Below are 22,397 nucleotides of genomic sequence, written 5' to 3'. Positions count from 1 at the left end.
GGATGTCGCGCTGGGGACAGTCTGTTTTTTTGAAATTGAACGACGGGACCAACCATCGCGGCGTCAGTCCCACCGTTGTTCTTCCCGTTGTTCAATTCTCAAAACACCCATCCGTCCGCCACCCGACATCCCCGGCCCCATTCACCGGAATATCCTGCAGGTATCCAGCCGTTCATCCTGCCGGTATCGCCGCCGCAGGCGGCCCCCAAAATGATCGGGACGCGCCCAGAACCCGCCGCCTGCGCGATGGGCCCCGCTCCGGTCTTCGATGTCCACCACCACGGGCCAGGAATCGGCAGACGCGATCGTCAGCCACGAGCGAGCCGTCGAACGGCGATCCGAGTCAGACCTTGTTATTTGTCGGCGACAGCCTCGAGCAGCGCGTTCACAAACGCCGTCGAGGTCTTCAGCACCACCGTCTGCGCTTCCCGATGTGGTGTGTGTCGCGCTCCCGGGATCATCAGCGGACGCGCATCGCCGCCCCAGCCGGCTACGATCGCATCGACCTGCGCCGCGGTGCCGTATTCATCACCATCGCCCTGCATGATGAGCGCCGGACACGTCGCGCCCTGCAGATCGGCTTCGATGCTCCAGTCCCGGAATTCGGGCGACAGCCAGGTGTCGATCCACGCCGACGTGAGGCGCGCCACCTTGTCGCCGTGATAGCGCGCGAGACGCACGGGCAGATCGGTCTTCGCCATGAGGGCCTGCGCGATGCGGATGCCCTGCAGGGTCTCCTCCTCCACGAAGACGTGCGCGCCTTCGGTGATCACGCCCCGTACGCGTGTCGGCTGCATGGCCGCCGCCAGCAGCGCGATGGAACCACCATCGCTGTGGCCGAACAGCACCACGTCGTCGATACCCAGGACATCGAGCAATGCGAACAGCCGCTCCGCCTCCGTATGCAGGTACCGCAGCGTGCGCGGGGCATCGGACATGGGCGCCGACCGGCCATATCCCAGCCGGTCGTAGACGATGGCGTCGCACCCCACGGCCACGGCCAGGAAGGTGGGAAATTCGCGCCAGGTGTCGATGCAGCCCAGCGATTCGTGCAGGAACACCAGCGTGGGCCGTACGCCGACCGACGAGGTGCTCGCCGCGTGCCTGGGCGCCGTGGGCACGATCCGCTGCACGGCGAGGCTCATGCCTCCGCGCGTGGCCGGGTCAGGGACGGTGACCCGCTCGAGGGTGATCTGGAAATCGGACATCGGTGAAAGGGCCCCGGTGAAATGGACACGGGGTGACATCACCCCCAGAAGCACCACGACGCCCCTGAGCGTTTCCGCCGGGACGTCGGGCTTCGTCAGCATGCGTTTTCAATGCGAGGATTGGAGCCGCTGCCGACGATCATTCCGGAGCAGAGCCAGAGGCTGTCGCCAAAGGCCATCGCTCTGAAGACGCAGGGAACACGACGCGCGTCACGCGTGCCGCGGGAGTGACAGCCTCCGTGCGACCGTCGGTTCGTCGTGCTCAATGTACGAAGAGGGCCTGGCTTGCCAAGGGCCCGGGATCACAGTGCGCGCGTCACCGCGTGGTAACAGTTGGCGCCATCGAGCGGATTCAGGGAGTGCTTCCGAACCTTGAGCGTGCTCTTGGTGTCTCATAGATGACTTCATCACCCCGAGACAGGATTTTCCGATGCTTCCGCTTTCGCCCGCTCCGCTTTCACTCTCCCGACCCTGGCGGGGGGCGTTGATTGCCGAGGAAGGCGGTGAGCGCACGGCATTTTCGCTGGATCCATCGGAAACAGTGTCGTCATCGACCGGCACGACCGTGCCGCTGTTCGGACTCACGATCACCATGGCCGACGCCGCACCGCAGCCGGTACACCTGCTCGACGGCGCGCCCCGCGCGCTGGTGGGCCTCGTGGAGAGCGCGCAGCTGTTGTTCGACGCACGAGTACGTAGTGACCGTCTCATGGGTCGATGGTGGCGCCGAAATGCCTCTGGTGAGGTGATTGCGCATGGAGAACTCGAGGCGGGTCCGGAACACCCGGATCAGGTTTTCTGATCGCGGATCTCGCGACGGCCCGCTCCTGGTTCATTGCGTAGGCGGCGGGTTCTGGGCGCGTCCCGATCATTTTGGGGGCCGCCTGCGGCGGCGATACCGGCAGGATGAACCGCGGATAAAAGCAGGATTGGTCCCGTGCGGGCGGCGAGGATGCCGCGTTGGAGACCGTCTGGCTTTTTGAAATTGAACTGCGAGAACAGCGGTCGCAGCTCCAGCCTGACCGTTGTTCCTCCCGTAGTTCAATCCTCAAAATCCCCATGTATCCGAAACGCGACATCGCCGGCACCCCACACCGGACCATCCTGCTTTTATCCGCGGTTCATCCTGCCGGTATCGCGCCCGCAGGGCGCCCCTCAAACTTTCGCCCCACCCAATAGCCAGTCGCGCGCGTGTGGCCCGCCCAATAGCCAGTCGTCCGGGCACGAATCCGGCCGCGGCGCCTCCCGGAAGACACGAACCCCCCTGAACAGCCCATTTTTCCGGTATGACCATGCCGGATGATCTCCAGGGTTCCCTCTTCGACGAACCGCTCGACCGCCGCGAACAGTACCTGCAGGAAGCGGCCAGCCTGGCAGCGGCGCTGCCTCCGGGCGTGCGGTTCGGTACCTCGAGCTGGACCTATCCGGGGTGGACGGGTCTCATCTACCGCCGCAGCTATCCGAAGAGCGGCGCGACCGCGGCCATGCTCGCCGAATACGCCCGCTGCCCGTTGTTCCGCACCGTGGGCGTCGACTCCTTCTTCTACCGGCCCCCGTCACCCGAGACGCTGCAGGAGTACCGCGCCGCGCTCCCGGCGGGCTTTCCGCTCGTGATGAAGGTATGGGACCAGATCACTTCGTATGCCCTGGGCAGCCCGCGACATCAGGCTCTGGTTCCGCAACGCCCCACCGGTCCGAATGGCGCCAACCCCGACTGGCTCGACGCGGCACTCTGCGTGGACACCGTGATCGGGCCCTCGGTCGAACACCTGGGCGATCATGCCGGGGTCTTTCTCTTCGAATTCGAAGCGATTCCCCGCCACGTCAATCTCGGGGTGGACACGTTCGCGGAACGCCTCGACCGGTTCTTCGGCGCTCTGCCGCGTGGTCCACGATACGCCGTGGAGATCCGCTCGCCCGAATATCTCGCCGCTCCCTATTTCGCGGTGCTGCGCGCGCATGGTGTCGCCCACGTCTTCAATTCGTGGACCCGCATGCCTACGATCGGCGATCAGCTTCTGCACGACGAAGCGCTGACCACCGATTTCACGGTGGCCCGCGCTCTGCTGCGTCCGGGACGCACGTTCAACGATGCCGTGGAAGCGTTCGCACCCTACGACCGCCTCCAGGACCCCTTCCCCGAAGGACAGGACGACCTGCTCGCCCTGATCGAACGCGCTGTCGGACACGCCACGACCATCTTCGTCATCGCCAACAATCGCTACGAAGGGTCGTCGCCCATGACCATTGCCAACCTCGCCCGACGCTTCCTTCGCGCCGCCGCCTAGCCGTTTATCTTCCGCACATGACTTCCCCGACTCCTCAGACCGCCGACGTCGTTGTCCTCGGCGGAGGCCCCGGTGGCTATGTGGCCGCCATCCGTGCAGCCCAACTGGGCTTCTCCGTCACCTGCGTCGAAGCCGACAACACGCTGGGCGGAACCTGTGTCAACGTCGGGTGCATTCCGTCCAAGGCGCTGCTGCAGTCGTCGGAACACTACGAATGGCTGCGCCTCCACGCCGCGGAACACGGCATCAAGGTCGATAATGCAGCGGTCGATCTCGCCACGATGATGGCGCGCAAGAACGACGTGGTCGCACAGAACACCAAGGGCGTCGAGTTCCTCTTCCGCAAGAACAAGATCACGTGGGCCAAAGGCTTCGGCACGCTGAAGACCGGCAATGTGATCGAAGTGAAGGACGCCAATGGCAACGTGACCGCGTGGCAGGGCAAGTCGGTCATCATCGCCACGGGCTCGGTGCCGGTGCAGTTGCCGTTCCTGCCGTTCGACGAGAAGCGCGTGCTGTCGAACGTGGGGGCGCTGCAGATCCCCGAAGTGCCGAAACACCTCATCGTGGTGGGTGGCGGGGTGATCGGCCTCGAACTCGGCTCCGTATGGCGTCGCCTGGGTGCCAGGGTGACGGTGGTGGAGTATGCCCCCACCATCCTGCCCGGCAATGACGACGACCTCGTGAAAGAAGCCGACAAGATCCTGCGCAAGCAGGGACTCGAGATTCACACGGGCACCAAGGTGACCGGCGCCGATATGCGTGCCGATGGCGTCACCATTCACGTGGAGAAGGACGGCGCAGCCTCCAGCATCGATGCCGACTACGTGCTCGTGAGCGTGGGACGCAAGCCGTCGCTGTCCGGCGTGGATGCGGCGGCGCTGGGCCTCACGCTGGGCCAGCGCGGCGAGATCGCCGTCAACGACCAGCAGCGCACCAATCTGCCGGGCGTGTATGCCATCGGCGACGTGACGGGCGGCAAGCTGCTCGCGCACAAGGCGGAAGAAGAAGGCGTGGTGGCCGCGGAAGTCATCGCCGGCAAGCCGGTGCACATGCACCAGCACATCATGCCCGGCATCGTGTACACCTGGCCCGAAGTGGCCACCGTGGGACTCACCGAGCAGGAAGTGAAGGCCAGCGGCCGCGCCTATCGCGTGGGCAAGTTCCCGTTCAGCGCGAACGGCCGCGCGCGCACCATGGGCGAGACGCAGGGCTTCGTGAAGTTCGTGGTGGACAAGGACACCGACGAGATCCTGGGGGCGCACATGATCGGACCGAACGCGGCCGATCTGCTGAGCGAAGTGGTGCTGGCGATGGAGTATCGCGGCAGCGCCGAGGACATCGGCATCACGGTGCATTCCCATCCGACGCTGAGCGAGACGGTGAAGGAAGCGGCGCTCAGTGCGATCGGGCGGGCGATTCACATGTGAGGCACGGTAGTGAAGCACGACGGTCCCGGGTTCCGGGATCGTGAGTTCGGGGGTGAACAGCCGGGTGGTGGGTGACGGGCCATGAGCAGTGGGTCGTGGCGACCCGGATCACAAGAAAACAAAAGGCCCGCGCTTCTGCGCGGGCCTTTGTCGTACCGGGTGATGCCGGTACTCAGAAGATCATGCGGCCGATGAGAATGCCGAGGGCCAGCATCAGCGCGCCGACCAGCGCGGTCTTGCCCGACGAGGCCTTCGTGGCGCTCGTGGCATTCTGCACGGTGGTGCTCACGTCGGCGGCCGTGGCGGCGACGGTGGCCGTTGCGGCACGCGTCTCGACGGCGACCGGCGGCAGCGCGGCCATGATGTTGGCCGCGACATGCGCGGGCGTCTTCATGCGGCGGAGACGATCCGCATCGCTGTCGACCCGCTTCCAGAACTCCACCTGGCGGGCATCGGCGCGGCGGGCATCGGCCTCGGCCGCCTCGCCATCGAGCCACTGGTGGATGACATCGGCGTTGCCGGTCGCCGCACTCAGGCCCGGCAGCGGCACTTCGCGATCGGCCAACGGACGATCGGCGTGCGGCGCGACATCGCGCGACAGTTCGCGATTCGTCGCGTTCAGTTCGTCGTGTGCTTCGTGACGGTTGAGCATCAGGCGTATTTCTCCTCGAGCAGGGCCTGAAGCGCCTCGCGTGCCCGATGCACGCGCATCTTCAGTGCCCCAACAGTGGTCCCCAACAGGTCCGCCATTTCTTCGTAGGAGCGTCCTTCCACGTGCTTCATGATGAACGCTTCCCGAAGTGACGGTGCCAACTGCGCGAGCGCGGCATCGAGGTCCTGACGCAATTCCGTGCGGTCCAGATCCTCGTCGGGCGTCGCATAGCCGGACGGCTGATCATCTTCGTCGTAGCTCAGATGCGTGCGCCGAATGTTCTTCAGCCAGTCCTTGCATCCGTTGGCTACGATCCGGAACAGCCAGGCGTCGAATCGTCCACGGACTTCACCGAGATGGTGAAAGGCCTTGATGAACGACGTCTGGAGAATGTCCTCGGCGACGTCGGGGCTGCCCGTCATTCCGAGAGCATGCCGATACAGCGGATCACTGTAGCGGCCGATCAGCATCGCGAAGGCGTCGCGATCACCCGCAAGAATGCGGGCGATGACGTCCTGGTCCGAATCGACGTCGTTCGGCGGGAGCTGCGGGGATTCCGTCATGTGCACGGCGCTAGGATAACGCCGCTGTCACTGGATTGACACCCCTGCCAAGCGAGATCGAGCCAAACATGCTGGTCTTCTCGTGCAAAAGACGAATCGGCAACAAGGAAGTCACACACGTCCTCACTCCAGTATCGGCAGCATGTCGAACAAACTCCACTGTTTTTCCCGGATGGTGACACCGTGCTCATCCAATCGGGGCGGATCGAAGCGAACACGACCATTCAACAGCGGAGGAACACCCGTGCGTGCCGATGCGGTGACATCACTCAACGCCTCCTGCACCGTACGGACGAGACCGCATGGTACCCCCACGGCATCGAGCAGATCCACCCAGTGTTGCGCGGGGGCAACACGCACGCACTCGTCGATCGCTGTCACGACGCGGTCACGTGCCGCCAATCGACCGGCATTGGTGGCCAGCGCCGGATCGTCCGCGAGTACCGTGAGCCCGAGCGCGATGGCCGCCTGCTTCCACTGTCCGTCACTCCCCACCGCAATGACGAGCGAACGGTCGGCGGCGTGAAACAACTGATAGGGAACGAGGTTGGGGTGGGCGTTGCCCCAGCGCCGGGCGGGCGCGCCGGACACGAGCACGTTCTGGGTGACATTGACCAGCGCCGCCAGCGCCGACGTGGCCAGGGTGACGTGCACCCGCCTTTCGGCCGGCGCCAGGCGCTCTCCGTGTGCGGAGGCCCGATCCCGGGCTGCCAGGGCCGCGAGAATGCCGATGGCGGCATCCTTCCCGGCAATGACGTCGACCACGGCCACACCCACTTTCATGGGCTCTCCGTGGGGCTCTCCAGTGATGGACATCCACCCGGATTCGGCCTGCGCGACAAAATCGTAACCCGGTCGCATGCTTTGTGGGCCAAACCCGGAGATGGTACACCATATCAATCGTTCATTTTGCGCCATCAGCGAATCAGCATCGATTCCGTTTCGCGACAGTGCTCCCGGAAGATAGTTCTCGATGATGACATCGGCCTCGCGGGCGAGTTGCAGCACCAGCTCCAGATCCGCGGGATCGCGGAAGTCGGCGGCGAGCGAGAGTTTGTTGCGATTTGTGGAAAGAAAATACGCCGACTGCCCCTGCGCGTCGAACGGCGGCCCCCATCCACGGGTGTCGTCGCCCGCTCCCGGTCGTTCCACTTTGATGACGGAAGCGCCGAGGTCGCCCAGCATCATGGTGCAATATGGACCGGCAAGGACTCTGGATAGATCGAGCACCTTGAGCCCTTGAAGCTTATCTGTGCTCATACTGTCTCTTTTGTGTCTTTAAAATGGCTTACAACCATGGGAGAAGTAGGAGCATCGCGCCGGCACGTCCCGGCTCCGTTCGACCTCGCCTCTGTGCATTATATGTGAGATGGCCTCGCAAAGCACGTGCGAATACCTTGCGTAGATCACTGAAAATCATATAGTTACCCCCGTTCTGGTGGACGCGGACCACGCGGCGGTGCCGGCAGTTGCCGTCGCCGCTCGCCCAGCGACCACCTCTCCCTACAATGTCAGGCGGACGGAGCGCGCTCCACCCATGGCCGATTTACCACAGGCTGACGACGAAACGCAGGCGGAAGGCGACGCCCCTCCTTCGGGTCCGGCTCCCCGCCGGGGACCGGGGCATCGAGCGGCCGACGCTCGGGACACCGCAGCCGAGATGGCGCAGCGGGCCCATGAAATCAGCCTCGAGGCGGGCAGCCGCATGTCCGGTGCCATGCGCGATGTCGTGGGCGCCGCGGCGGGCCTGAGCGCGTTTGTCATCGAGAGCGCCCGCGATCTCATCAACTACATGGTGCGGCGCGGCCAGATGAACCAGGACGAGGCCGATGTCCTGATTCAGCAGGCCGAGGCGGCATACATCGCCAAACACGGCTCGCTACCCAAGCCCGAACCCAAGGCGCCGCCGCCGAAGCCGGTTCCATTGGGTCAGATGCCCAAGGCCGTCGCCGCTCCCGCCGCCGCCGCCGAGGCCGCGCTGGAAGCCCGTGCCGCCATGCGCATCGAGCCGCAGAAGCCGTCGGACAAGGTGAACTTCGCGCCGCCGCCGCCCAAGCCCACCCCCAAGCCGCCCGCCGCCAAGCCTGCCGAAGCCAAGGCCGAGCCGAAGGCGGAAAGCAAGGGCGTCGAGGCGAAGGCCGAGAAGGCACCGGCCAAGGCAGCACCTGCGGCCAAGGCACCGCCCGCCGCGGCCCCAGCCAAAGCTCCGGCAAAGGCCCCGGCGCCTGCCGCCAAGGCACCGGCCAAGACGGCCGGCAAACCGGCTCCGGCCGCCAAAGCGCCGGCCAAGCCGGTAGCCAAGGCGCCGGCGAAGGCCCCGGCACCCGCCAAGGCCCCGGCAAAGTCGGCGGCCAAGGCACCGGCGAAGGTGGCCAAGGCGCCGGCAAAGGCTCCCGCCAAGAAAGCCCCGGCAAAGAAGAAATAGTCCGGAGCGGGTGTCGTTCCGATGATCAACTGCACGATCGCTGCGTGATCCCGCTGTGACACAGCCTGATCGCTCCATGATCGGCTACACGATCATCGCCTCGGCACCCACCCGCCTCGATTTTGGCGGGGGCTGGACCGACGTTCCGCCGTATCCGGAGGAACGGGGCGGATTCGTCTGCAATCTCGCCATCGAACGACGGGCCACCGTCACCCTCACGATCCCGCCGACCGCCGCGTCGGCGGGATCGTCGTGTCTCGGGTCGGATCCCGGACCCTGTCCCGAGCCGCTGCCCGCAGCGGCGCTCCGGCGGGCAGGCATCACGCACGCCCACGTCGCCATTCACAGCGATTTCCCGATCGGCGCAGGGTTGGGTGGTTCGTCGTCGGTGGGGGTCGCGCTGGCCGCGGCGATCGCCCGGCTCCAGGGCACGTCCGCCGATCCGGCCGAGCTGGCTGAGCAGAGCCGGCGTGTCGAGGCGGAGGACCTCGGCGTGGCCGGCGGGTTCCAGGACCACTATGCGGCGGCGTTCGGCGGCGCATTGGCCCTCACATTCGCCGCGGAAAACCACGCCGAACCGCTGCCGCTCACCGATCGCTGCGTGGACGACCTCGAGCGCTGCCTCACGGTGGTGTACACGGGGGAATCGCGCATTTCGGGCGAAACGATCACGGCTGTGCTCGATGCCTATCGCGACCGCGTCCCGCGGGTGGTGGCGGCGCTCGACCGGATGGCCGTGCTGGCCCGTGGCATGCGCGACGCGCTTGTCGGTAGCGACCTGGCCACGCTGGCCGCCCTCGTCGACGAGCACTGGCATCATCAGCGGTCCCTGCACCCGCGCATCACCACCGACCGCATCGACGCGCTCGAAGCCCGCGTACGCGAAGCCGGCGCGACGGGCTTCAAGGCCCTGGGTGCGAGCGGAGGTGGAAGCGTGCTCGTCTGTTCGCCGGTGGACCATGCGCCACGGATACAGGCTGCGGCCGCCACGCTGGGGGCGGTCCTGTCCTGGCGGGTCGCCCGCGACGGGGTGCGGGTCGGGGCGCCGTCGCCTAGACTGTAAGGGTGCACTCCCGATTCCCGCTCGATGCCGTTGCACTGACCGAGGCGCTCGTCGCCGTCGACTCGCGAAACCCGGAGCTCGTTGCCGGCGCGCCGGGTGAACGGGGCTGTGCGGAGTTGTTGGCGTCGATCCTGAGCGGCTGGGGATTCGCGGTCTCCATCAGCGATGTCACGCCGGGGCGCTCCAACGTGCTCGCGCGCATCGGGCCAATCGGACGCTCACCGCTCATTCTCAATGGGCATCTCGATGTCGTGGGCGTCGAAGGCATGACCCACGAGCCCTTCGTGCCGGTGACGAGCCACGGCAATCTGTACGCGCGTGGCGCCACCGACATGAAGGCCGGGATCGCGGCGATGTGTGTGGCGGCGGCGCGTGCGGCGGCGCGGGGAACGCTGCACAGTGAGGTCATCATCGCCGCGGTGTGTGATGAGGAGTATGCGTCCATCGGCACGCGCGCCCTGCTCGCCGACGGCCTGCGCGGCACGGGTGCGATCATCACCGAACCCACCCGTCTTGCGGTGGTGCCGGCACACAAGGGATTTGCCTGGATCGACGTCGCCGTCGACGGACGGGCGGCGCATGGCAGCCGGTACGATGTAGGCATCGATGCCAACCGGCATGCGGCACTGCTCATCGCCGCACTCGATCGCTTCGAACACGACACCCTGGTCGCGCGCACCCATCCGCTGCTGGGGCGGGCGTCCCTGCATGCCGCCATGATCAGCGGCGGCACGGGATGGTCCACCTATGCCGACCGCTGCGATGTGCGCATCGAGCGGCGCACGGTGCCCGGCGAGACGGGCGCGCAGGCTCTGGCCGAAGTGCAGACGGCCATCGAGGCGCTCGAGGCGGCGCGACCGGATTTCCGCGCCCGGGCCACGCTGGCCTGTGCGCAGCCGCCGCTCGACCTGGCCATCGAGGCGCCCCTGGTGCGCACGGTGGTCGCGGCTGCGCAGGCGCACGGCCTGCCGGGCACGATCGAAGGGCTATCGTGCTGGACCGACGCGGCCCTCTTCGCGGAGGCGGGCATCCCGGCGCTCTGTTTCGGGCCGGGAGACATTGCCCGCGCCCACTCGGCCACCGAATGGGTGGAGATCGCCCAGATCGAACAGGCCGTGACGGTGCTCGAGCAGGTCTGCGCCACGTGGGGGCTGGAACGGAAGGCCTGACGCCATCGACTAAGTTGTGCGGATGCAGCTCTCCACGACGCAGTACGACCAACTCGAGCGCGCCATCGTCGACGGCACGCGTCTGACCATCATGCGGCGCGGCACCGAATACGTCGTGATCCCCGAGCGCCTGCGCATCGAACAGGGCCGGGAGATCATCGTGGCCCGTCATCCGAGCACGGGACATCGCCTGGAACTGATCCTCGACGAACTCGATGCGATCGAGGCCGTGCGATGAGCGCGAAGCATCCACTGGTGGCGGTCTACGCGGACGAATCGTGCCTGGGCAACGGCCGGAGCGGCGACACGCCGGGCGGACTCGGCGCGCTCATCGAATTCCGCAGGAACGACGGCAGCGTCACACGGTTCGATCTCTGGGCGTCGGAACCCGACACCACGAACAACCGCATGGCGCTGCGTTCGGTGATCGACACGTTCCAGGCCATGTCGCGCAAGGGGAACCGGTTGTCGGTGCTCTTCACCACCGACTCGCGGTACATCGTGGACGGCATGTCGAGCTGGGTACGCGGATGGATGGCCCGCGGCTGGCGTCGCAAAGACGGGGCCGTGGAGAATGTGGAGTTGTGGCAGCAGGCCGTGGCGGCCATCGCTCCGCATCAGACGCAGTGGGCCTGGGTGAAGGGGCATGCGGGGCATCCGCAGAACGAGTATGCCAATCATCTGGCCATCCGCGCCGCCACCAATCAGGACCATTCCGACGGTCTGGTGGTCTCGCAGTTCGAATCCTGGTGGGCGGACCAGCAGGCCAGGGGGAAAGGGGCCACGCCGCTCTCGCCATTTCCCAGGGCGGAACAGTTCGTGCCAGCTTCCGCGTTGCCGCCGTTACCCCCTCTTCCGGTCTCGCGTCTGGAACAATAGCTGACCGGCGCAGGCGCGTCGGTTTCACCTCCGACGCTCATGTTCAAGTTCCTTTTCATCCTCGCGATCGGCGTTGCCATCGGCTACGGCTATGGCTGGAAAGACGCCCAGCAGCACGACAAGAACGTGGCGGAACGCCTCGTCGACCGTATCGGCGGGGAAACGCGTGAGCGCATGGGCAACGACGTGGACAAGCGCTACGGCACGGGCGACACGAAGTGACCGTCGTTGCCCGTTCGCTGGACGATCTCGATCGCCTCGCTTTTCGTCTCTCCCGCACGGTGCGGACGCAGTTTCCGCAGCTGCTGTCACAGGGATTCACGCTGACCGATCTCGAGGAGCGTCTGCTCCCCTATCGGGACGTGCGTCGCGAAATGGCCGACAGCGGTCCGGATGCCTTCGAAACGACGCTGCTGCGTCTCGTGTCGGGCGAACGGGGGTATGTGCTGACCGATCCGGGTCTCCAGCAGGCCAGTCTGCAGGCCCTCGCATTTCCGTCGCCGACGCTCGCTCTCGTGCGCGAGTGGGCCACGACATCCCTGCGCCTGGGCGATGTGTCGGGTGCGGCCTCGGGAACGACGGCGAGCGGTCGTCCGACCCAGGCTCTGGAGCTGTTTCCGGCGCCGTCGGACCAATCCGCCAGCCGCGCCGGTGATGCCAAGGGTGATGCCAAGAGGGATGCCGGCGGCGGTCTCGCCAATGTCCGGCGCGTGACACCGGCCCGCGGCAGTCGCGCCGTGCATGCGCATTGCCGCTACTGCGACAGCCAGCTTCCGGGGGACCGCAAGATCACCTACTGCCCGCACTGCGGCATGGATCTCACCAAGCGGCAGTGTCAGGCCTGCAGCACCGAGCTGGAAGCACACTGGCGCTACTGCGTGACCTGCGGTCGCGGAAGCTGAATCGGCGGGACACCCGTAGACGGAATCGCCCGTCGAGGGAATCGCCCGTCGACAGGCGGAATCTCCGCCCACGATCACGAGGCCGGTTGCGGGTTGAATCCGCTGACCGGCCTTGCGTGTATTGAGACCATGTTCGGAACCCCGCGAATTTCCCCCGGAACCCCATGGTCGCCTGGCCGGCTGACGCGTGCCGTCCTTCGGTTCACGATGGCACCGACGATGCCCGCCCTGACAGGCGTCATCGTGGGTGCGCTGGCGGCCGGCCCTCTCCTGGGGGCCGGTGGGTGGGCGGGGGCGCAGAAAGCACCACCACAGTCGCCACAACAACAGACGGCCCAGCAGATCCGGTGGCCCGTACGCACGCTGTCGCACGTGGACCTCTGGCTGCATGCGTTCGCGATGCTCAGCGTCGACACGGGTACCGTCGTGCCCTTGTACCGTCGGGGATATCGCGATTCGCTCACGGTGGAGAAGAACAAACGCAACGTGCTCACCGCGCTCGACGGCAATCGCGAAACGCTGACGCGTGGCCTGCAGCGCGGCGGGTATCTGTCGGCGCAGTTCCTGGCGTTCGACTATGCCTCCTTCGACGAGATGCGTGGTACGATCGAACGTTTTCTGCAGTTCGAAGGCGACCCACGCCGGGCGTCGGATGCGGAATCGGCACGCCGCATGGCGCAACTGGCCGCGCTCTTCCAGAGTGCCGCCGATCGTGAGTGGCTCCGGCTGTTCATCAGCAGCGTGCAGGACGAGAACGTGCGTTTCTTCGACGCCGAGTATCTGCGGGTTTTCCGCGAACGCCGTGCGGTGATCACCGCCGTGGACAGCCTGTGGCAGCAGCAGTATCGCATGAAGTTCGAGCGCTTCCTCAACAACACCGGACAGCGTCAGGGCGATCTGCTGCTGTCGCTGCCCATGGGTGGTGAAGGGCGCACCGGTCCCGGCCGCACGCAGCGCACGATGGTGGCGGTGCCCTTTCCGGGGCGCGTGGAAGACGCGGCCGAGGCGTTGTTCGGTCTCGCCCACGAAGCCACGGGCACCATCGTCGGGCCGGTGATCGCCGACAATGTCACGCCGGCCGAACAGCGCGCGGGGGTGGCCGATCGGGCGGTGGCGGCCGCACAGGTGATCGGCGGCGCGATGGTCCTGAGCCGGATCGCCCCCGAACTGCTCGCCGGATATCAGCGATACTATCTCACGCAGGCCGGTGTGAAAATCGAGCCCTCGGCCGACAGCACCGCGCTGACGGCGGCATTCGATCGCACCTTCACGCTGTCGCCCACGATGCGTGATGCGCTGCGTCGACAGATCGACATCGTGCTCGGAGGCATCTGAACGACATGAGTGAACTGCCCAGAACGGCGCTCGAGCGCGTGCTGGCCCGTGCGGCCGAGTTGCAGACGGTCACGAGTGAGCCGGGTGAGACGATCAGCGAAGCACGGCTGCTGGAGATCGCGAAGGAGGTGGGGCTGGATGTGCAGCACGTGCGGCAGGCCATCGCCGAGGAGCGCGCGCAGATCGTGCTCGCCGAACCGGAAACGGGGCCGCTGCTGTCGTCGCTCGGGCCATCCATCGTGAGCGCGCAGCGCACGGTGTCGGGAAAACCGGCCGCGTTGCTGAGTCATCTGGAAACCACGTTGCCGCGTCTCGAACTCATGGTGCCCATCCGTCGCACCGCCGAACGGCTGATTCTCGAACCCCGTCGTGATCCACTGGGCAATTTCATGCGCTCCATGGGACTCGGCGGGCGACGTTTCGATCTCGTCCGTCTCGATCAGCTCGTGGTCACGGCCACGCCGGTGGACGAGACGAAGACGGTGCTGCGGTTCGATGCCGTGGTGTCGGGCGCCCGCGGCGCGGAGCGCACGTCAGCGGTGGCGCTCAGCGTGTTGTTCTTCCTGCTCGCCGCGGCGGTGTCGATTCCCGCCTTCGTGTTCGGCCTGGTGGTGCCGGGGTTCGCGGTGGCGACGGTGGCCCTGCTCACCGCGGTGGCTGCGGCGGGCAGTTGGTTCGCCTGGCGCTCTGTGAGCCGGCGTTTTCGCACGTTGCTGGCCCGCGTGCAGAACCGCGTGGAGTATCTGCTGGATGAAGCGCAGGAAGGCCGTCTGGAACAACCGCCTTCACTGCTCGATCGCATGCTCAAAGGCGGGACCAACTGGTAGCACCGGCGCCGCCGCGTGCGGGACGGCCGCGCGCGGTGCCACGGGGCTCACGCGCGGCCGCAGCCGCCGTCGTAGCCGCAGTCGTTCACGCGAACGTCAGTTCGAAGCTGCGGCGACGCACGCGGTCCACGAGCCAGCGCACGCCGCTGTTGCTCATCGCGAGCATCGCGCCCGTCAGCAGCAGCGACTTCACCTCACGGCGTGAGATCTTCACCGATCCTCCGGGCTGCAGCATCGCCGAGCTCTGCACGAGATCCCGCAACGTGGCATAGGCGAGCAGCAACGGCAGAATGCAGAAGAGACGGATGGACACCGCCCGCCGGGGAATGTCGAGCAGATAGGCGCGCGCTTCCTCGAGATCGTGCCACGCCAGTTGGATGAGCTGCGTGAGCGCGGCGCGATTGCTGGCGAGCAGTTCGGGAGCGAGGATGCGGCTCTGCGTGCTGCCCTCTGCTTCGAGCAGTTCCTCGGGCACGTACACCGAGTTCTCCTTCTCCGCATCGACCGCAACATCCTTGAGGATGTTCACCGTCTGCAGCGCTTCAGCGAACGCGCGGCACCGCTCGCGCAGGATCGCATGGCGCCGCGTGCCGATGCTCGGCGAATGTTCATGCCAGAGATCGGTGAGCATGTACCCGACGGTGCCGGCGACGTAGTAGCAGTACTCCCGGTACTCGTCGAGCGTCTGGATGCGGATGCCGTGCGGATAGAGCAACACGAACTTGCGCATGCCCACAGCCATCTCCGTCACCCACCGGCGCACCACCACCCGCGTGTCGTGCGGCAGGGCGCCGAAGTGTTCGAAGACGAGCGCGCTGTTCTTCGCGAGTGTCAGATGCGCGAGGTCGCCCGTGAGCGGCTGCACACCGGCCGTGAAGCGTGCGAGCGCGTCGGCGTGGTCGAACGCGGCCAGAAAGTCGTCGAACAATCCCGCTTTCACCTCGGGGTCGATACCCGGTGCGTCCTCGACGGTGTCCGCGATGCGGCACAGCAGGTAGGCATCGAGCACCGCCTGCCCCAGATCGCCCGGCAGCACCTTGATGCCCAGGGCAAACGTGCGCGACACCGCCGGCAGGATGGCCTCGCAGAAGCGGGCGGCATCGCGACGGGTGAGCGCATCGGCAACCGCTTCGGAAACGGCTGGGGGGAGGGGTAGAGCGTCGGGCATTCCGGAGGTCTGGGAGCGAAACGGGGAAGATAACGGGATGGACTCTCTGGCTTTACCCGGAGAGGTCAGATGTCAGAGATCAGAACTCAGAGGTCAGAAGTCAGAAGTCAGACGGAGATAGGGAGCAGGAGGGAGCGGCCAGAGATCAGAGATCCGAGCACTTCGCCCGCAGGTTGAGTGCAGACGCGAAGGATCGGCGTCTTACGGGGCGCTACGCGCCCCGGCCTGCGGCCCGGCCAGAAGAGCGGTGGCGCCCACGGCCCCCTCGACCACCAGTGCTCGGATTTCTGACTTCTGACTCCTCCTTCCTGCTTCCTATCTCCGTCTGAGTTCTGACCTCTGACATCTGACGTTGGTCTTATCGACGCAGGCACATGCTGGCATCCCGTGACATACTGTGAGGATCATGATACGCCACGGCTCCTGACCATGTCCTTCGACGCACCGTTCCCCTTCCCCCTGCCCGACGGGTTCCGGGGCATTTTCCGCACCGACCTCATCGCGCGCGCACTGTACGCCGAGGGCGCGGGCATTGCCCGCTGTCTTCCGGCAGCGGTCGCCGTTCCAGTGGACACGGCAGACGTGAGTCTGCTGGCCCGCTGGGCGAAACAGACCGGCGCGGGGCTCATGCCACGGGGATCGGGCAGCGGCATGGCCGCCGGCGCCGTGGGTGCGGGCGTGGTGGTCGACCTCAGCCGGTTCACGCAGGTGGGCGCGGTGGACGTGGACGCGCGCCGCATCCGGGTGGGCGCCGGCGCGACGCGGGGAGCGGTGGATGCCCAGGCGCGCGCGCAGGGGCTGCGGTTTCCGGTGGACCCGTCGAGCGGCGCCTTCTGCACGATCGGCGGCATGGTCGGCACGAACGCGGCCGGCGCCCGCACGCTGCGCTTCGGGGCGATGCGGCCGTGGGTGCTGGGTCTCCACTGCGTATTCGACGACGGCACCTCGGCGTGGGTGCATCGCGATCGGCCACTCCCTGTCGCGCCCGCCGTGACCCGATTGCAGGCGGCGCTGACGCAGATCGGCGCACACGGCGATGTCCGCGCGCTGGTGCATGCCGGCGTGCGCAAGGAATCGTCGGGCTATGGCGTGGCCGCGGCCCTGCAGAACGGCGGGCACCTGATCGACCTCCTGGTGGGCAGTGAGGGGACGCTGGCGATCTTCACCGAAGTGGAGCTGGCGCTCATTCCGGCGGCCGGCGCCACAGCCACGATCATGGCGACCTTCTCATCGCTGGAGGCGGCCTCGGCGTGTGCCGTGGAGGCATTCGGCGCGGGCGCCTCGGCCTGCGAACTGCTGGACCGGACGTTTCTGGACGTGGCTGAGCGTGGTGGACCGACCGGCGTGCCTCCGGAAGCGGAGGCCGTGTTGTTGACAGAAGTCGAAGGCGAAAATGCGGACGAATGCGCGCAAAATGCTGCGATGATGACGGCATTTTGTCGGCAAAACAACGCCGTTTCCGTGACAGTAGCCACCGACCGGGAGACCGAGCGCGCCCTCTGGACGCTGCGCCATGCCGCCAGTCCGATTCTCTCTCAGCTCGCTCCCCGGCTCCGGTCGATGCAGTTCATCGAGGACGGCTGTGTGCCGCCGGCGCGGTTTCCCGACTACGTCCGCGGCGTGCGGGAGGCGCTGCGGCGTTTCGACACCATCGGCGTGATCTTCGGCCATGCCGGTGATGCCCACGCCCACGTCAACCCGCTGGTGGACACCATGGCGAGCGGCTGGCGGGACCGTGTGCACGGGCTGCTGGATACCGTGTGCGACCTCACCACCCGGCTGGGCGGTACGCTGGCCGGTGAGCACGGCGATGGCCGCCTGCGGGCCGCCCTGCTGCCCCGTGTCTGGAGCGCGGAAGCGCTGGCGGCGTTTGCCAACATCAAGGCCGCGGCCGATCCGGCGGGCGTGCTGAATCCGGGGTGCAAGGTGACGCCGCACGGGGAGGCACCGGACCCGATCGGCACGCTGCGGCACGACCCCGACGCGCCGCCCCTCCCGCCGCCGGTGCGCGCGGCGCTCGACGAGATCGAGCGGACGCGCGCGTGGCAGCGCTTTCGGCTGGATCTGGTGAAATCCGCTTGAAGACCTGAAGGGCTGAGGGGGACCGGAAGATTCCTGGAGATCCTGGAGATCCTGGGGATCCTGGAGACCCCTGGAGATCCCAAAGATCCCTGGAGATCCCAAAGATCCCTGGAGATCCCGAAGATCCCTGGAGATCCCGAAGATCCCTGGAGATCCCGAAGATCCCTGAAGATCCCGAAGATCCCTGGAGATCCCAAAGATCCCTGAGATCCCAGAAGACCTAAAGCCCCGAAACGGCGCTCAGTCGGCGCCCGGGTCCGGGTCCGGTTCCGTGCGGATCCGCGCCAGAAGGTCGATCAGCACGCGGCGTTCGGCGTCGGTCAGCATGGCGGTCACGGACTCATCCGTTGCGTCGATCATCGGATCGAGGGCATCGAGCATGGCCAGCCCCTGGGGGGTGATGCGGCAGAGCACCTGCCGCCGGTCGGGGCGGCTGCGATCGCGGGTCACCAGTCCGGCACTTTCCAGCTTGTCGAGCAGACGGGTCACGGTGGACCCCTCGTCGATCATGCGATCGCGGATGGCCAGGGTGGGCAATCCCTCATCGCCGGCCCCGCGGAGAATGCGCAGCACATTGTACTGGGCCATACTCAGGCCTTCCGGTTCCACCACGCGCGCGAAACGGCGTGACACCACCGACGCGGTGCGCAGCAGCGCCAGCGCGGCCTCCTGGGCGACGGAGCGGAACGGACGGCGCTGCTGGATCTCCTGCTGCAGGCCGGTGGCCTCACTGATACGGTCTGACATTGCGCGAAAGGCTAGAATTGTTCGTGAAAGGTCGTGCACAGATCCGACCACTCTCCCCGACACTCCGTACCTGCCGATGCCGCTCTCCGACACCGCGATTCTCCGCGAGCCCACCGTGACGGTGCTCGCCCGTCCGACGTTCGTCGAACCTTCCCATCTGCCCGTGCAGTGGATCGGGGACTCGACGGACGGCGAGCGTCTGGCGGAATTCGCCGGCCGGCTCTGCTACATGAGCCAGCGCAATCCGGCCGGACGGTCCACGCGCGAATACCTCGAGAACATCAAGAAGCAGGGACATGGCAGTGTCCTCGAGCACGCGAATTATTCGCTGCTGCTCGAAGGGGTCAGCCGCTCGTTGACGCACGAACTCGTCCGGCATCGGGCGGGTTTCGCGTACTCGCAGCTGTCGCAACGATATGTCGACGAGAGCGCCGCACAGTTCGTGATGCCACCGGCTATCATCGGTGACGCACCACTGGAGGCGGCATGGCGGGCCCAGGTGACTTCCGCGCTCGAAAGCTACGTCGCTCTCGTGGAGTCGCTCATGACGCGCTACGCCTGGGTGGACGACAAAGTGCATCGTCGCAAGATGGCGCGCGAGGCCGCGCGCGGAGTTTTACCCAACAGCACGGAAACCAAGATCGTCGTCACCGCCAACGCCCGTGCGTGGCGAACCATGCTCGAGCTGCGCTCCAGTGAGGGTGCGGAGCTCGAAATCCGCCGTATGGCGGTGGCCGTGCTGCGCACGCTGATGGCCGAAGCGCCGGCCTTCTTCAGTGATTTCGAGATCTACATGGCGACCGATCGTCGCGAGGCCGCGCGACTGACGTATCACAAGGTCTGATCGGAATCTGCTCGAGATCCCATCACAGGACTCCTTCAGGATTTCATCAGGATCGGATCGAGATCGGAGCGGGTGCTGATCGGAGTGTGACCGCGGACCATCATCGCGCCACGTCGACCACATACGACAACGGCCCGCATCCGGAGCGCTGCATCTCGGATGCGGGCCGTTGTGTCTTCGAGGTGGCCCGTGACTTGCCACGGAACCTCACCCGGATCCACGGTCCCTTCTCTACACCTCGGCGGTCTCCGTCTCACGGGCATGTTCGGCGATGACTCTCTGCGCGGCATCATGCGGGACGGTTTCGTAGCCGCTGAAACGCCGTGAGAAGTGCGCGTCGCCGTGGGAGAGCGAAAACAGCTGCGTGGCGTAGAGATGCAACTCCGCCTGCGGCACGATGGCCCGCACGGTGGTGCGATCCCCGTCCGTGTTGGTGCCGAGGATGTGCCCGCGTCGACTGGAGAGATCGCCGAGGACGTCGCCCAGCCAGGCATCCCGGACGGTGATCTCGATGAGATCGAGCGGTTCGAGAATCACGGGCCGGCACTTCGCGGCCACGGTCTTGAATGCGAGGATGCCGGCCATCTTGAAGGACATCTCGTTCGAGTCGACCGAGTGCGTGGAGCCGTCGTACAGCTCGACACGGAAGTCGACGAGCGGGAATCCCGCCAGCACCCCACGCGCCGCGGCTTCCTGCACGCCACGATCCACGGCGGGGGTGTACTTGGATGGGATCACACCGCCGACGATGCGATCCTCGAACAGATACCCTTCGCCGCGCGGCATGGGGCTCATGCGGATCCAGCAGTCGCCGAACTGCCCGCGTCCACCGCTCTGTTTTTTGTGTCGTCCCTGCCCTTCGGCTTTGGCGGTGATGGTCTCGCGATACGCGATGCGCGGTCTGGCGAGTTCGGCCTGCACGCCGAACTTCCGGCGCAGCACGGCCATCGCCACATCGAGGTGCCGCTCGCCCATGCCGCCCACGATGGTCTCGTGGGTTTCGGGATTGTAGTGCACGGTGAGCGTGGGATCCTCGTCGTGCAGACGATGCAGGCCCTGCTGCAGTTTGTCTTCCTCGCCCCGGGTGGCGGCCCGCACGGCGAAATGCACCACACTCTCCGGAAACTCGACCGCGGGCAATCGGATGGGATGTTCGCGCGTGGAGAGCGTGTCGTTGGTGTGCGTGTTGCGGAGTTTGGTGACACACCCGATGTCGCCGGCGTGCAGCATGCCCACCTCGGTGCGTTCACGCCCACTGGGCACGGCGAGATGACCGAGTTTCTCCACGCCGTCGCGGGTGGCGTTGAAGACGTCCTGCCCGTTGGCGACCCGGCCCGAGAGCACCCGGAAATAGCTCACGTCACCCACATGCGGTTCGGACAGGGTCTTGAACACCAGCGCGGCAAAGGGACCGTCGTCTCCGGCATGCAGTTGCACGGTCTCGTGCCCCTCGGCCCCCGTGAGCGCGTGAATCTCCTCCATCTCCCACGCGTTGGGCATGAGCTGCACGAGCTCCGTCAACAGCGCCCGCACGCCGATCATGTTCTCCGACGACACACAAAACAGCGGAAAGAGATCGAGACGGGCCATCGCTTCCTTCATGCCGTGAATGGCGTCGTCACGATCGATCTCCTGACCTTCGAGATAGCGTTCGAGCAGCGCATCGTCGGTGGCGCTGATGGCTTCGATCAGTTCCTGTCGGTAGTGGGTGAACCGCTCCAGGCATTCCGCCGGAATGTCCTGCTCCACGTACTCACCCTTGGCGCCGTTCGTGTACATGTAGGCGCGTTGCGTGAAGAGATTGATCACGCCGCGAAACTCCGCGCCTTCCCCGCACGGCACTTCCACGGGGATCACCCTGGCCGAGAGCCGCTCCTTGATCTGCCGATAGATGCGATCGAAGTCGGCATGCTCCTTGTCCATCATGGACACCACGAACAGCACGGGATCCTGCTTGGCCATCGCCGCCCGGAAGGTCCGTTCGGTGCCGACTTCCACGCCGCTCACGCCACTGATCACGCAGAGCGCGCCGTCGGCCGCGGCCAGTCCGGCAATGGCATCGCCCTGGAAATCCAGCGAGCCGGGCGTGTCGATGAAATTGATCTTGCTGTCCATCCATTCCGCATAAGCACACCCGAGGCTGATGGAGTAGCCGCGTTCGATCTCCTCGGGGAGATGATCGGTGAGTGCGGTGCCGTCGCGTATCGAGCCGTGGCGCTTGCTGGAGCCGGCGGCAAAACAGAGTGCATCGACGAGACTGGTTTTGCCGCTGCTGCCGTGGCCGACCACGGCAATGTTTCTGATGCCGGCGCTGTCATACTCGCGCATCGTCCCTCCGCGTATCGCCGGGTGTCCGGCGGACGGGTTGCGCGGGTCCCCGCCGCGTGGCGGCCACCCGGCGACGCGCCCCGAAGGGGGCCCCGGAGGGCCGGAGCGGCGTCGCACACGGGACGTCACGAGCGGGGTGAACCCGCAGGGGTCGGACGTCGCGGCCCCCCGAAGTGAGGGTCGTGGGCCCACTCAGGGGGCCGCCCATAGCCTGCGACCGGGGGAAAAGCGGGGCAAGCGAGGTGGACCGTACGAAGAGGTAAGGGGAGAGACTACGGCGGGGACGGAAGCTGGGAACTACGGGGGCTGGGACTACGGGAGCTGGAACCACGGGAGCTGGAACCACGGGAGCTGGAACTACGGGAGCTGGGACTACGGGAGCTGGAACTACGGGAGCTGGGACCACGGGGACCTACGGGTCCGTAGTTCCAGCTCCCGTGGTTCACCGTGGGTCCAGCTCCCGTTTCTCCAGCGCCCGTAGTTCCAG

General features: G+C 66.4%; 21 protein-coding genes. 14 read left to right on the top strand and 7 right to left on the bottom strand.

What is annotated here, in order from left to right; translation table 11 throughout:
• Positions 1–353: 353 nt before the first annotated feature.
• Positions 354–1,208 (bottom strand): alpha/beta hydrolase, encoded by an 855-nt coding sequence (locus WG208_RS17715; RefSeq protein WP_337172722.1) that lies wholly within the window; start codon positions 1,206–1,208, stop codon positions 354–356.
• 430 nt (positions 1,209–1,638) lie between these two features.
• Here WG208_RS17715 and WG208_RS17710 point away from each other — a divergent pair, with 430 nt between their 5' ends.
• The 3 genes from WG208_RS17710 (at position 1,639) to lpdA (ending at position 4,926) form a co-directional block, all read left to right on the top strand.
• On the top strand, positions 1,639–2,010 hold the full coding sequence (locus WG208_RS17710) for a hypothetical protein (protein ID WP_337172721.1): 372 nt from the start codon (positions 1,639–1,641) through the stop codon (positions 2,008–2,010).
• Between the two features lie 484 nt (positions 2,011–2,494).
• Positions 2,495–3,496: a DUF72 domain-containing protein gene (locus tag WG208_RS17705; protein WP_337172720.1), complete on the top strand. Its 1,002-nt coding sequence runs from the start codon at positions 2,495–2,497 to the stop codon at positions 3,494–3,496.
• Between the two features lie 17 nt (positions 3,497–3,513).
• Positions 3,514–4,926 (top strand): dihydrolipoyl dehydrogenase, encoded by a 1,413-nt coding sequence (gene lpdA, locus WG208_RS17700; protein WP_337172719.1) that lies wholly within the window; start codon positions 3,514–3,516, stop codon positions 4,924–4,926.
• A gap of 172 nt (positions 4,927–5,098) precedes the next feature.
• Here lpdA and WG208_RS17695 read toward each other — a convergent pair whose 3' ends face one another.
• The 3 genes from WG208_RS17695 to WG208_RS17685 all read right to left on the bottom strand — a co-directional run bounded on the left by WG208_RS17695 (position 5,099) and on the right by WG208_RS17685 (position 7,401).
• Positions 5,099–5,578, bottom strand: a complete 480-nt coding sequence (locus tag WG208_RS17695) for a hypothetical protein (protein WP_337172718.1) — start codon at positions 5,576–5,578, stop codon at positions 5,099–5,101.
• Positions 5,578–6,048, bottom strand: a complete 471-nt coding sequence (locus tag WG208_RS17690; protein ID WP_337172717.1) for an RNA polymerase sigma factor — start codon at positions 6,046–6,048, stop codon at positions 5,578–5,580. The genes WG208_RS17695 and WG208_RS17690 overlap by 1 nt, the downstream gene beginning before the upstream one ends.
• Positions 6,049–6,264: 216 nt before the next feature.
• The gene (locus WG208_RS17685; RefSeq protein WP_337172716.1) at positions 6,265–7,401 is read right to left on the bottom strand and encodes a CoA transferase; all 1,137 of its coding nucleotides are present in this window, start codon (positions 7,399–7,401) and stop codon (positions 6,265–6,267) included.
• A 400-nt stretch (positions 7,402–7,801) separates the two neighbouring features.
• Here WG208_RS17685 and WG208_RS17680 point away from each other — a divergent pair, with 400 nt between their 5' ends.
• From WG208_RS17680 to WG208_RS17640, 9 genes are all read left to right on the top strand, one after another.
• Entirely contained in the window at positions 7,802–8,566 is a 765-nt protein-coding gene (locus WG208_RS17680) for a hypothetical protein (RefSeq protein WP_337172715.1), read from the top strand.
• 76 nt (positions 8,567–8,642) lie between these two features.
• Positions 8,643–9,629, top strand: a complete 987-nt coding sequence (locus WG208_RS17675; protein WP_337172714.1) for a hypothetical protein — start codon at positions 8,643–8,645, stop codon at positions 9,627–9,629.
• Positions 9,630–9,631: 2 nt separating this feature from the next.
• On the top strand, positions 9,632–10,798 hold the full coding sequence (locus WG208_RS17670; protein ID WP_337172713.1) for an ArgE/DapE family deacylase: 1,167 nt from the start codon (positions 9,632–9,634) through the stop codon (positions 10,796–10,798).
• Between the two features lie 22 nt (positions 10,799–10,820).
• On the top strand, positions 10,821–11,036 hold the full coding sequence (locus tag WG208_RS17665; RefSeq protein ID WP_337172712.1) for a hypothetical protein: 216 nt from the start codon (positions 10,821–10,823) through the stop codon (positions 11,034–11,036).
• Positions 11,033–11,677, top strand: a complete 645-nt coding sequence (locus WG208_RS17660) for a ribonuclease H (protein WP_337172711.1) — start codon at positions 11,033–11,035, stop codon at positions 11,675–11,677. Before WG208_RS17665 ends, WG208_RS17660 begins: the two co-directional genes overlap by 4 nt.
• 39 nt (positions 11,678–11,716) lie before the next feature.
• The gene (locus WG208_RS17655; RefSeq protein ID WP_337172710.1) at positions 11,717–11,899 is read left to right on the top strand and encodes a hypothetical protein; all 183 of its coding nucleotides are present in this window, start codon (positions 11,717–11,719) and stop codon (positions 11,897–11,899) included.
• Complete coding sequence (locus tag WG208_RS17650) at positions 11,896–12,579, top strand: zinc ribbon domain-containing protein (protein WP_337172709.1); 684 nt, start codon at positions 11,896–11,898, stop codon at positions 12,577–12,579. The genes WG208_RS17655 and WG208_RS17650 overlap by 4 nt, the downstream gene beginning before the upstream one ends.
• Before the next feature lie 207 nt (positions 12,580–12,786).
• Positions 12,787–13,914: a hypothetical protein gene (locus WG208_RS17645; protein WP_337172708.1), complete on the top strand. Its 1,128-nt coding sequence runs from the start codon at positions 12,787–12,789 to the stop codon at positions 13,912–13,914.
• 5 nt (positions 13,915–13,919) lie between these two features.
• Positions 13,920–14,741, top strand: coding sequence for a hypothetical protein (locus WG208_RS17640; RefSeq protein ID WP_337172707.1), 822 nt, complete (start codon positions 13,920–13,922; stop codon positions 14,739–14,741).
• 85 nt (positions 14,742–14,826) lie between these two features.
• Here the strand turns inward: WG208_RS17640 and WG208_RS17635 are convergent, their stop codons facing one another.
• Complete coding sequence (locus WG208_RS17635) at positions 14,827–15,909, bottom strand: phytoene/squalene synthase family protein (protein ID WP_337172706.1); 1,083 nt, start codon at positions 15,907–15,909, stop codon at positions 14,827–14,829.
• 429 nt (positions 15,910–16,338) lie between these two features.
• Here WG208_RS17635 and WG208_RS17630 point away from each other — a divergent pair, with 429 nt between their 5' ends.
• Positions 16,339–17,991, top strand: a complete 1,653-nt coding sequence (locus WG208_RS17630; RefSeq protein ID WP_337172705.1) for an FAD-binding oxidoreductase — start codon at positions 16,339–16,341, stop codon at positions 17,989–17,991.
• A gap of 240 nt (positions 17,992–18,231) precedes the next feature.
• Here WG208_RS17630 and WG208_RS17625 read toward each other — a convergent pair whose 3' ends face one another.
• Entirely contained in the window at positions 18,232–18,738 is a 507-nt protein-coding gene (locus WG208_RS17625; RefSeq protein ID WP_337172704.1) for a MarR family transcriptional regulator, read from the bottom strand.
• A gap of 76 nt (positions 18,739–18,814) precedes the next feature.
• Between WG208_RS17625 and thyX the strand changes: the two genes are divergently transcribed.
• Positions 18,815–19,582: an FAD-dependent thymidylate synthase gene (thyX, locus tag WG208_RS17620; RefSeq protein ID WP_337172703.1), complete on the top strand. Its 768-nt coding sequence runs from the start codon at positions 18,815–18,817 to the stop codon at positions 19,580–19,582.
• A gap of 231 nt (positions 19,583–19,813) precedes the next feature.
• Here thyX and WG208_RS17615 read toward each other — a convergent pair whose 3' ends face one another.
• Entirely contained in the window at positions 19,814–21,910 is a 2,097-nt protein-coding gene (locus WG208_RS17615; protein WP_337172702.1) for an elongation factor G, read from the bottom strand.
• Between the last annotated feature and the right edge of the window lie 487 nt (positions 21,911–22,397).

This window comes from Gemmatimonas aurantiaca (assembly GCF_037190085.1).
Lineage (GTDB): Bacteria > Gemmatimonadota > Gemmatimonadetes > Gemmatimonadales > Gemmatimonadaceae > Gemmatimonas > Gemmatimonas aurantiaca_A.
Note: the sequence above shows the minus strand (reverse complement) of the source record. Positions and strands in the feature narration are given on the sequence as shown.

What these genes read in the sequence shown, in the direction of transcription:
- WG208_RS17665 (WP_337172712.1), top strand. Translation starts at nt 10,821, where the DNA reads ATGCAGCTCTCCACGACGCAGTACGACCAACTCGAGCGCGCCATCGTC.
- WG208_RS17705 (WP_337172720.1), top strand. Translation starts at nt 2,495, where the DNA reads ATGACCATGCCGGATGATCTCCAGGGTTCCCTCTTCGACGAACCGCTC.
- WG208_RS17660 (WP_337172711.1), top strand. Translation starts at nt 11,033, where the DNA reads ATGAGCGCGAAGCATCCACTGGTGGCGGTCTACGCGGACGAATCGTGC.
- WG208_RS17710 (WP_337172721.1), top strand. Translation starts at nt 1,639, where the DNA reads ATGCTTCCGCTTTCGCCCGCTCCGCTTTCACTCTCCCGACCCTGGCGG.
- WG208_RS17625 (WP_337172704.1), bottom strand. Translation starts at nt 18,738, where the DNA reads ATGTCAGACCGTATCAGTGAGGCCACCGGCCTGCAGCAGGAGATCCAG.
- WG208_RS17655 (WP_337172710.1), top strand. Translation starts at nt 11,717, where the DNA reads ATGTTCAAGTTCCTTTTCATCCTCGCGATCGGCGTTGCCATCGGCTAC.
- WG208_RS17695 (WP_337172718.1), bottom strand. Translation starts at nt 5,578, where the DNA reads ATGCTCAACCGTCACGAAGCACACGACGAACTGAACGCGACGAATCGC.
- WG208_RS17675 (WP_337172714.1), top strand. Translation starts at nt 8,643, where the DNA reads ATGATCGGCTACACGATCATCGCCTCGGCACCCACCCGCCTCGATTTT.
- WG208_RS17690 (WP_337172717.1), bottom strand. Translation starts at nt 6,048, where the DNA reads ATGCTGATCGGCCGCTACAGTGATCCGCTGTATCGGCATGCTCTCGGA.
- WG208_RS17615 (WP_337172702.1), bottom strand. Translation starts at nt 21,910, where the DNA reads ATGCGCGAGTATGACAGCGCCGGCATCAGAAACATTGCCGTGGTCGGC.
- WG208_RS17640 (WP_337172707.1), top strand. Translation starts at nt 13,920, where the DNA reads ATGAGTGAACTGCCCAGAACGGCGCTCGAGCGCGTGCTGGCCCGTGCG.
- thyX (WP_337172703.1), top strand. Translation starts at nt 18,815, where the DNA reads ATGCCGCTCTCCGACACCGCGATTCTCCGCGAGCCCACCGTGACGGTG.
- WG208_RS17680 (WP_337172715.1), top strand. Translation starts at nt 7,802, where the DNA reads ATGGCGCAGCGGGCCCATGAAATCAGCCTCGAGGCGGGCAGCCGCATG.
- WG208_RS17645 (WP_337172708.1), top strand. Translation starts at nt 12,787, where the DNA reads ATGGCACCGACGATGCCCGCCCTGACAGGCGTCATCGTGGGTGCGCTG.
- WG208_RS17635 (WP_337172706.1), bottom strand. Translation starts at nt 15,909, where the DNA reads ATGCCCGACGCTCTACCCCTCCCCCCAGCCGTTTCCGAAGCGGTTGCC.
- WG208_RS17685 (WP_337172716.1), bottom strand. Translation starts at nt 7,401, where the DNA reads ATGAGCACAGATAAGCTTCAAGGGCTCAAGGTGCTCGATCTATCCAGA.
- WG208_RS17630 (WP_337172705.1), top strand. Translation starts at nt 16,339, where the DNA reads ATGTCCTTCGACGCACCGTTCCCCTTCCCCCTGCCCGACGGGTTCCGG.
- WG208_RS17715 (WP_337172722.1), bottom strand. Translation starts at nt 1,208, where the DNA reads ATGTCCGATTTCCAGATCACCCTCGAGCGGGTCACCGTCCCTGACCCG.
- lpdA (WP_337172719.1), top strand. Translation starts at nt 3,514, where the DNA reads ATGACTTCCCCGACTCCTCAGACCGCCGACGTCGTTGTCCTCGGCGGA.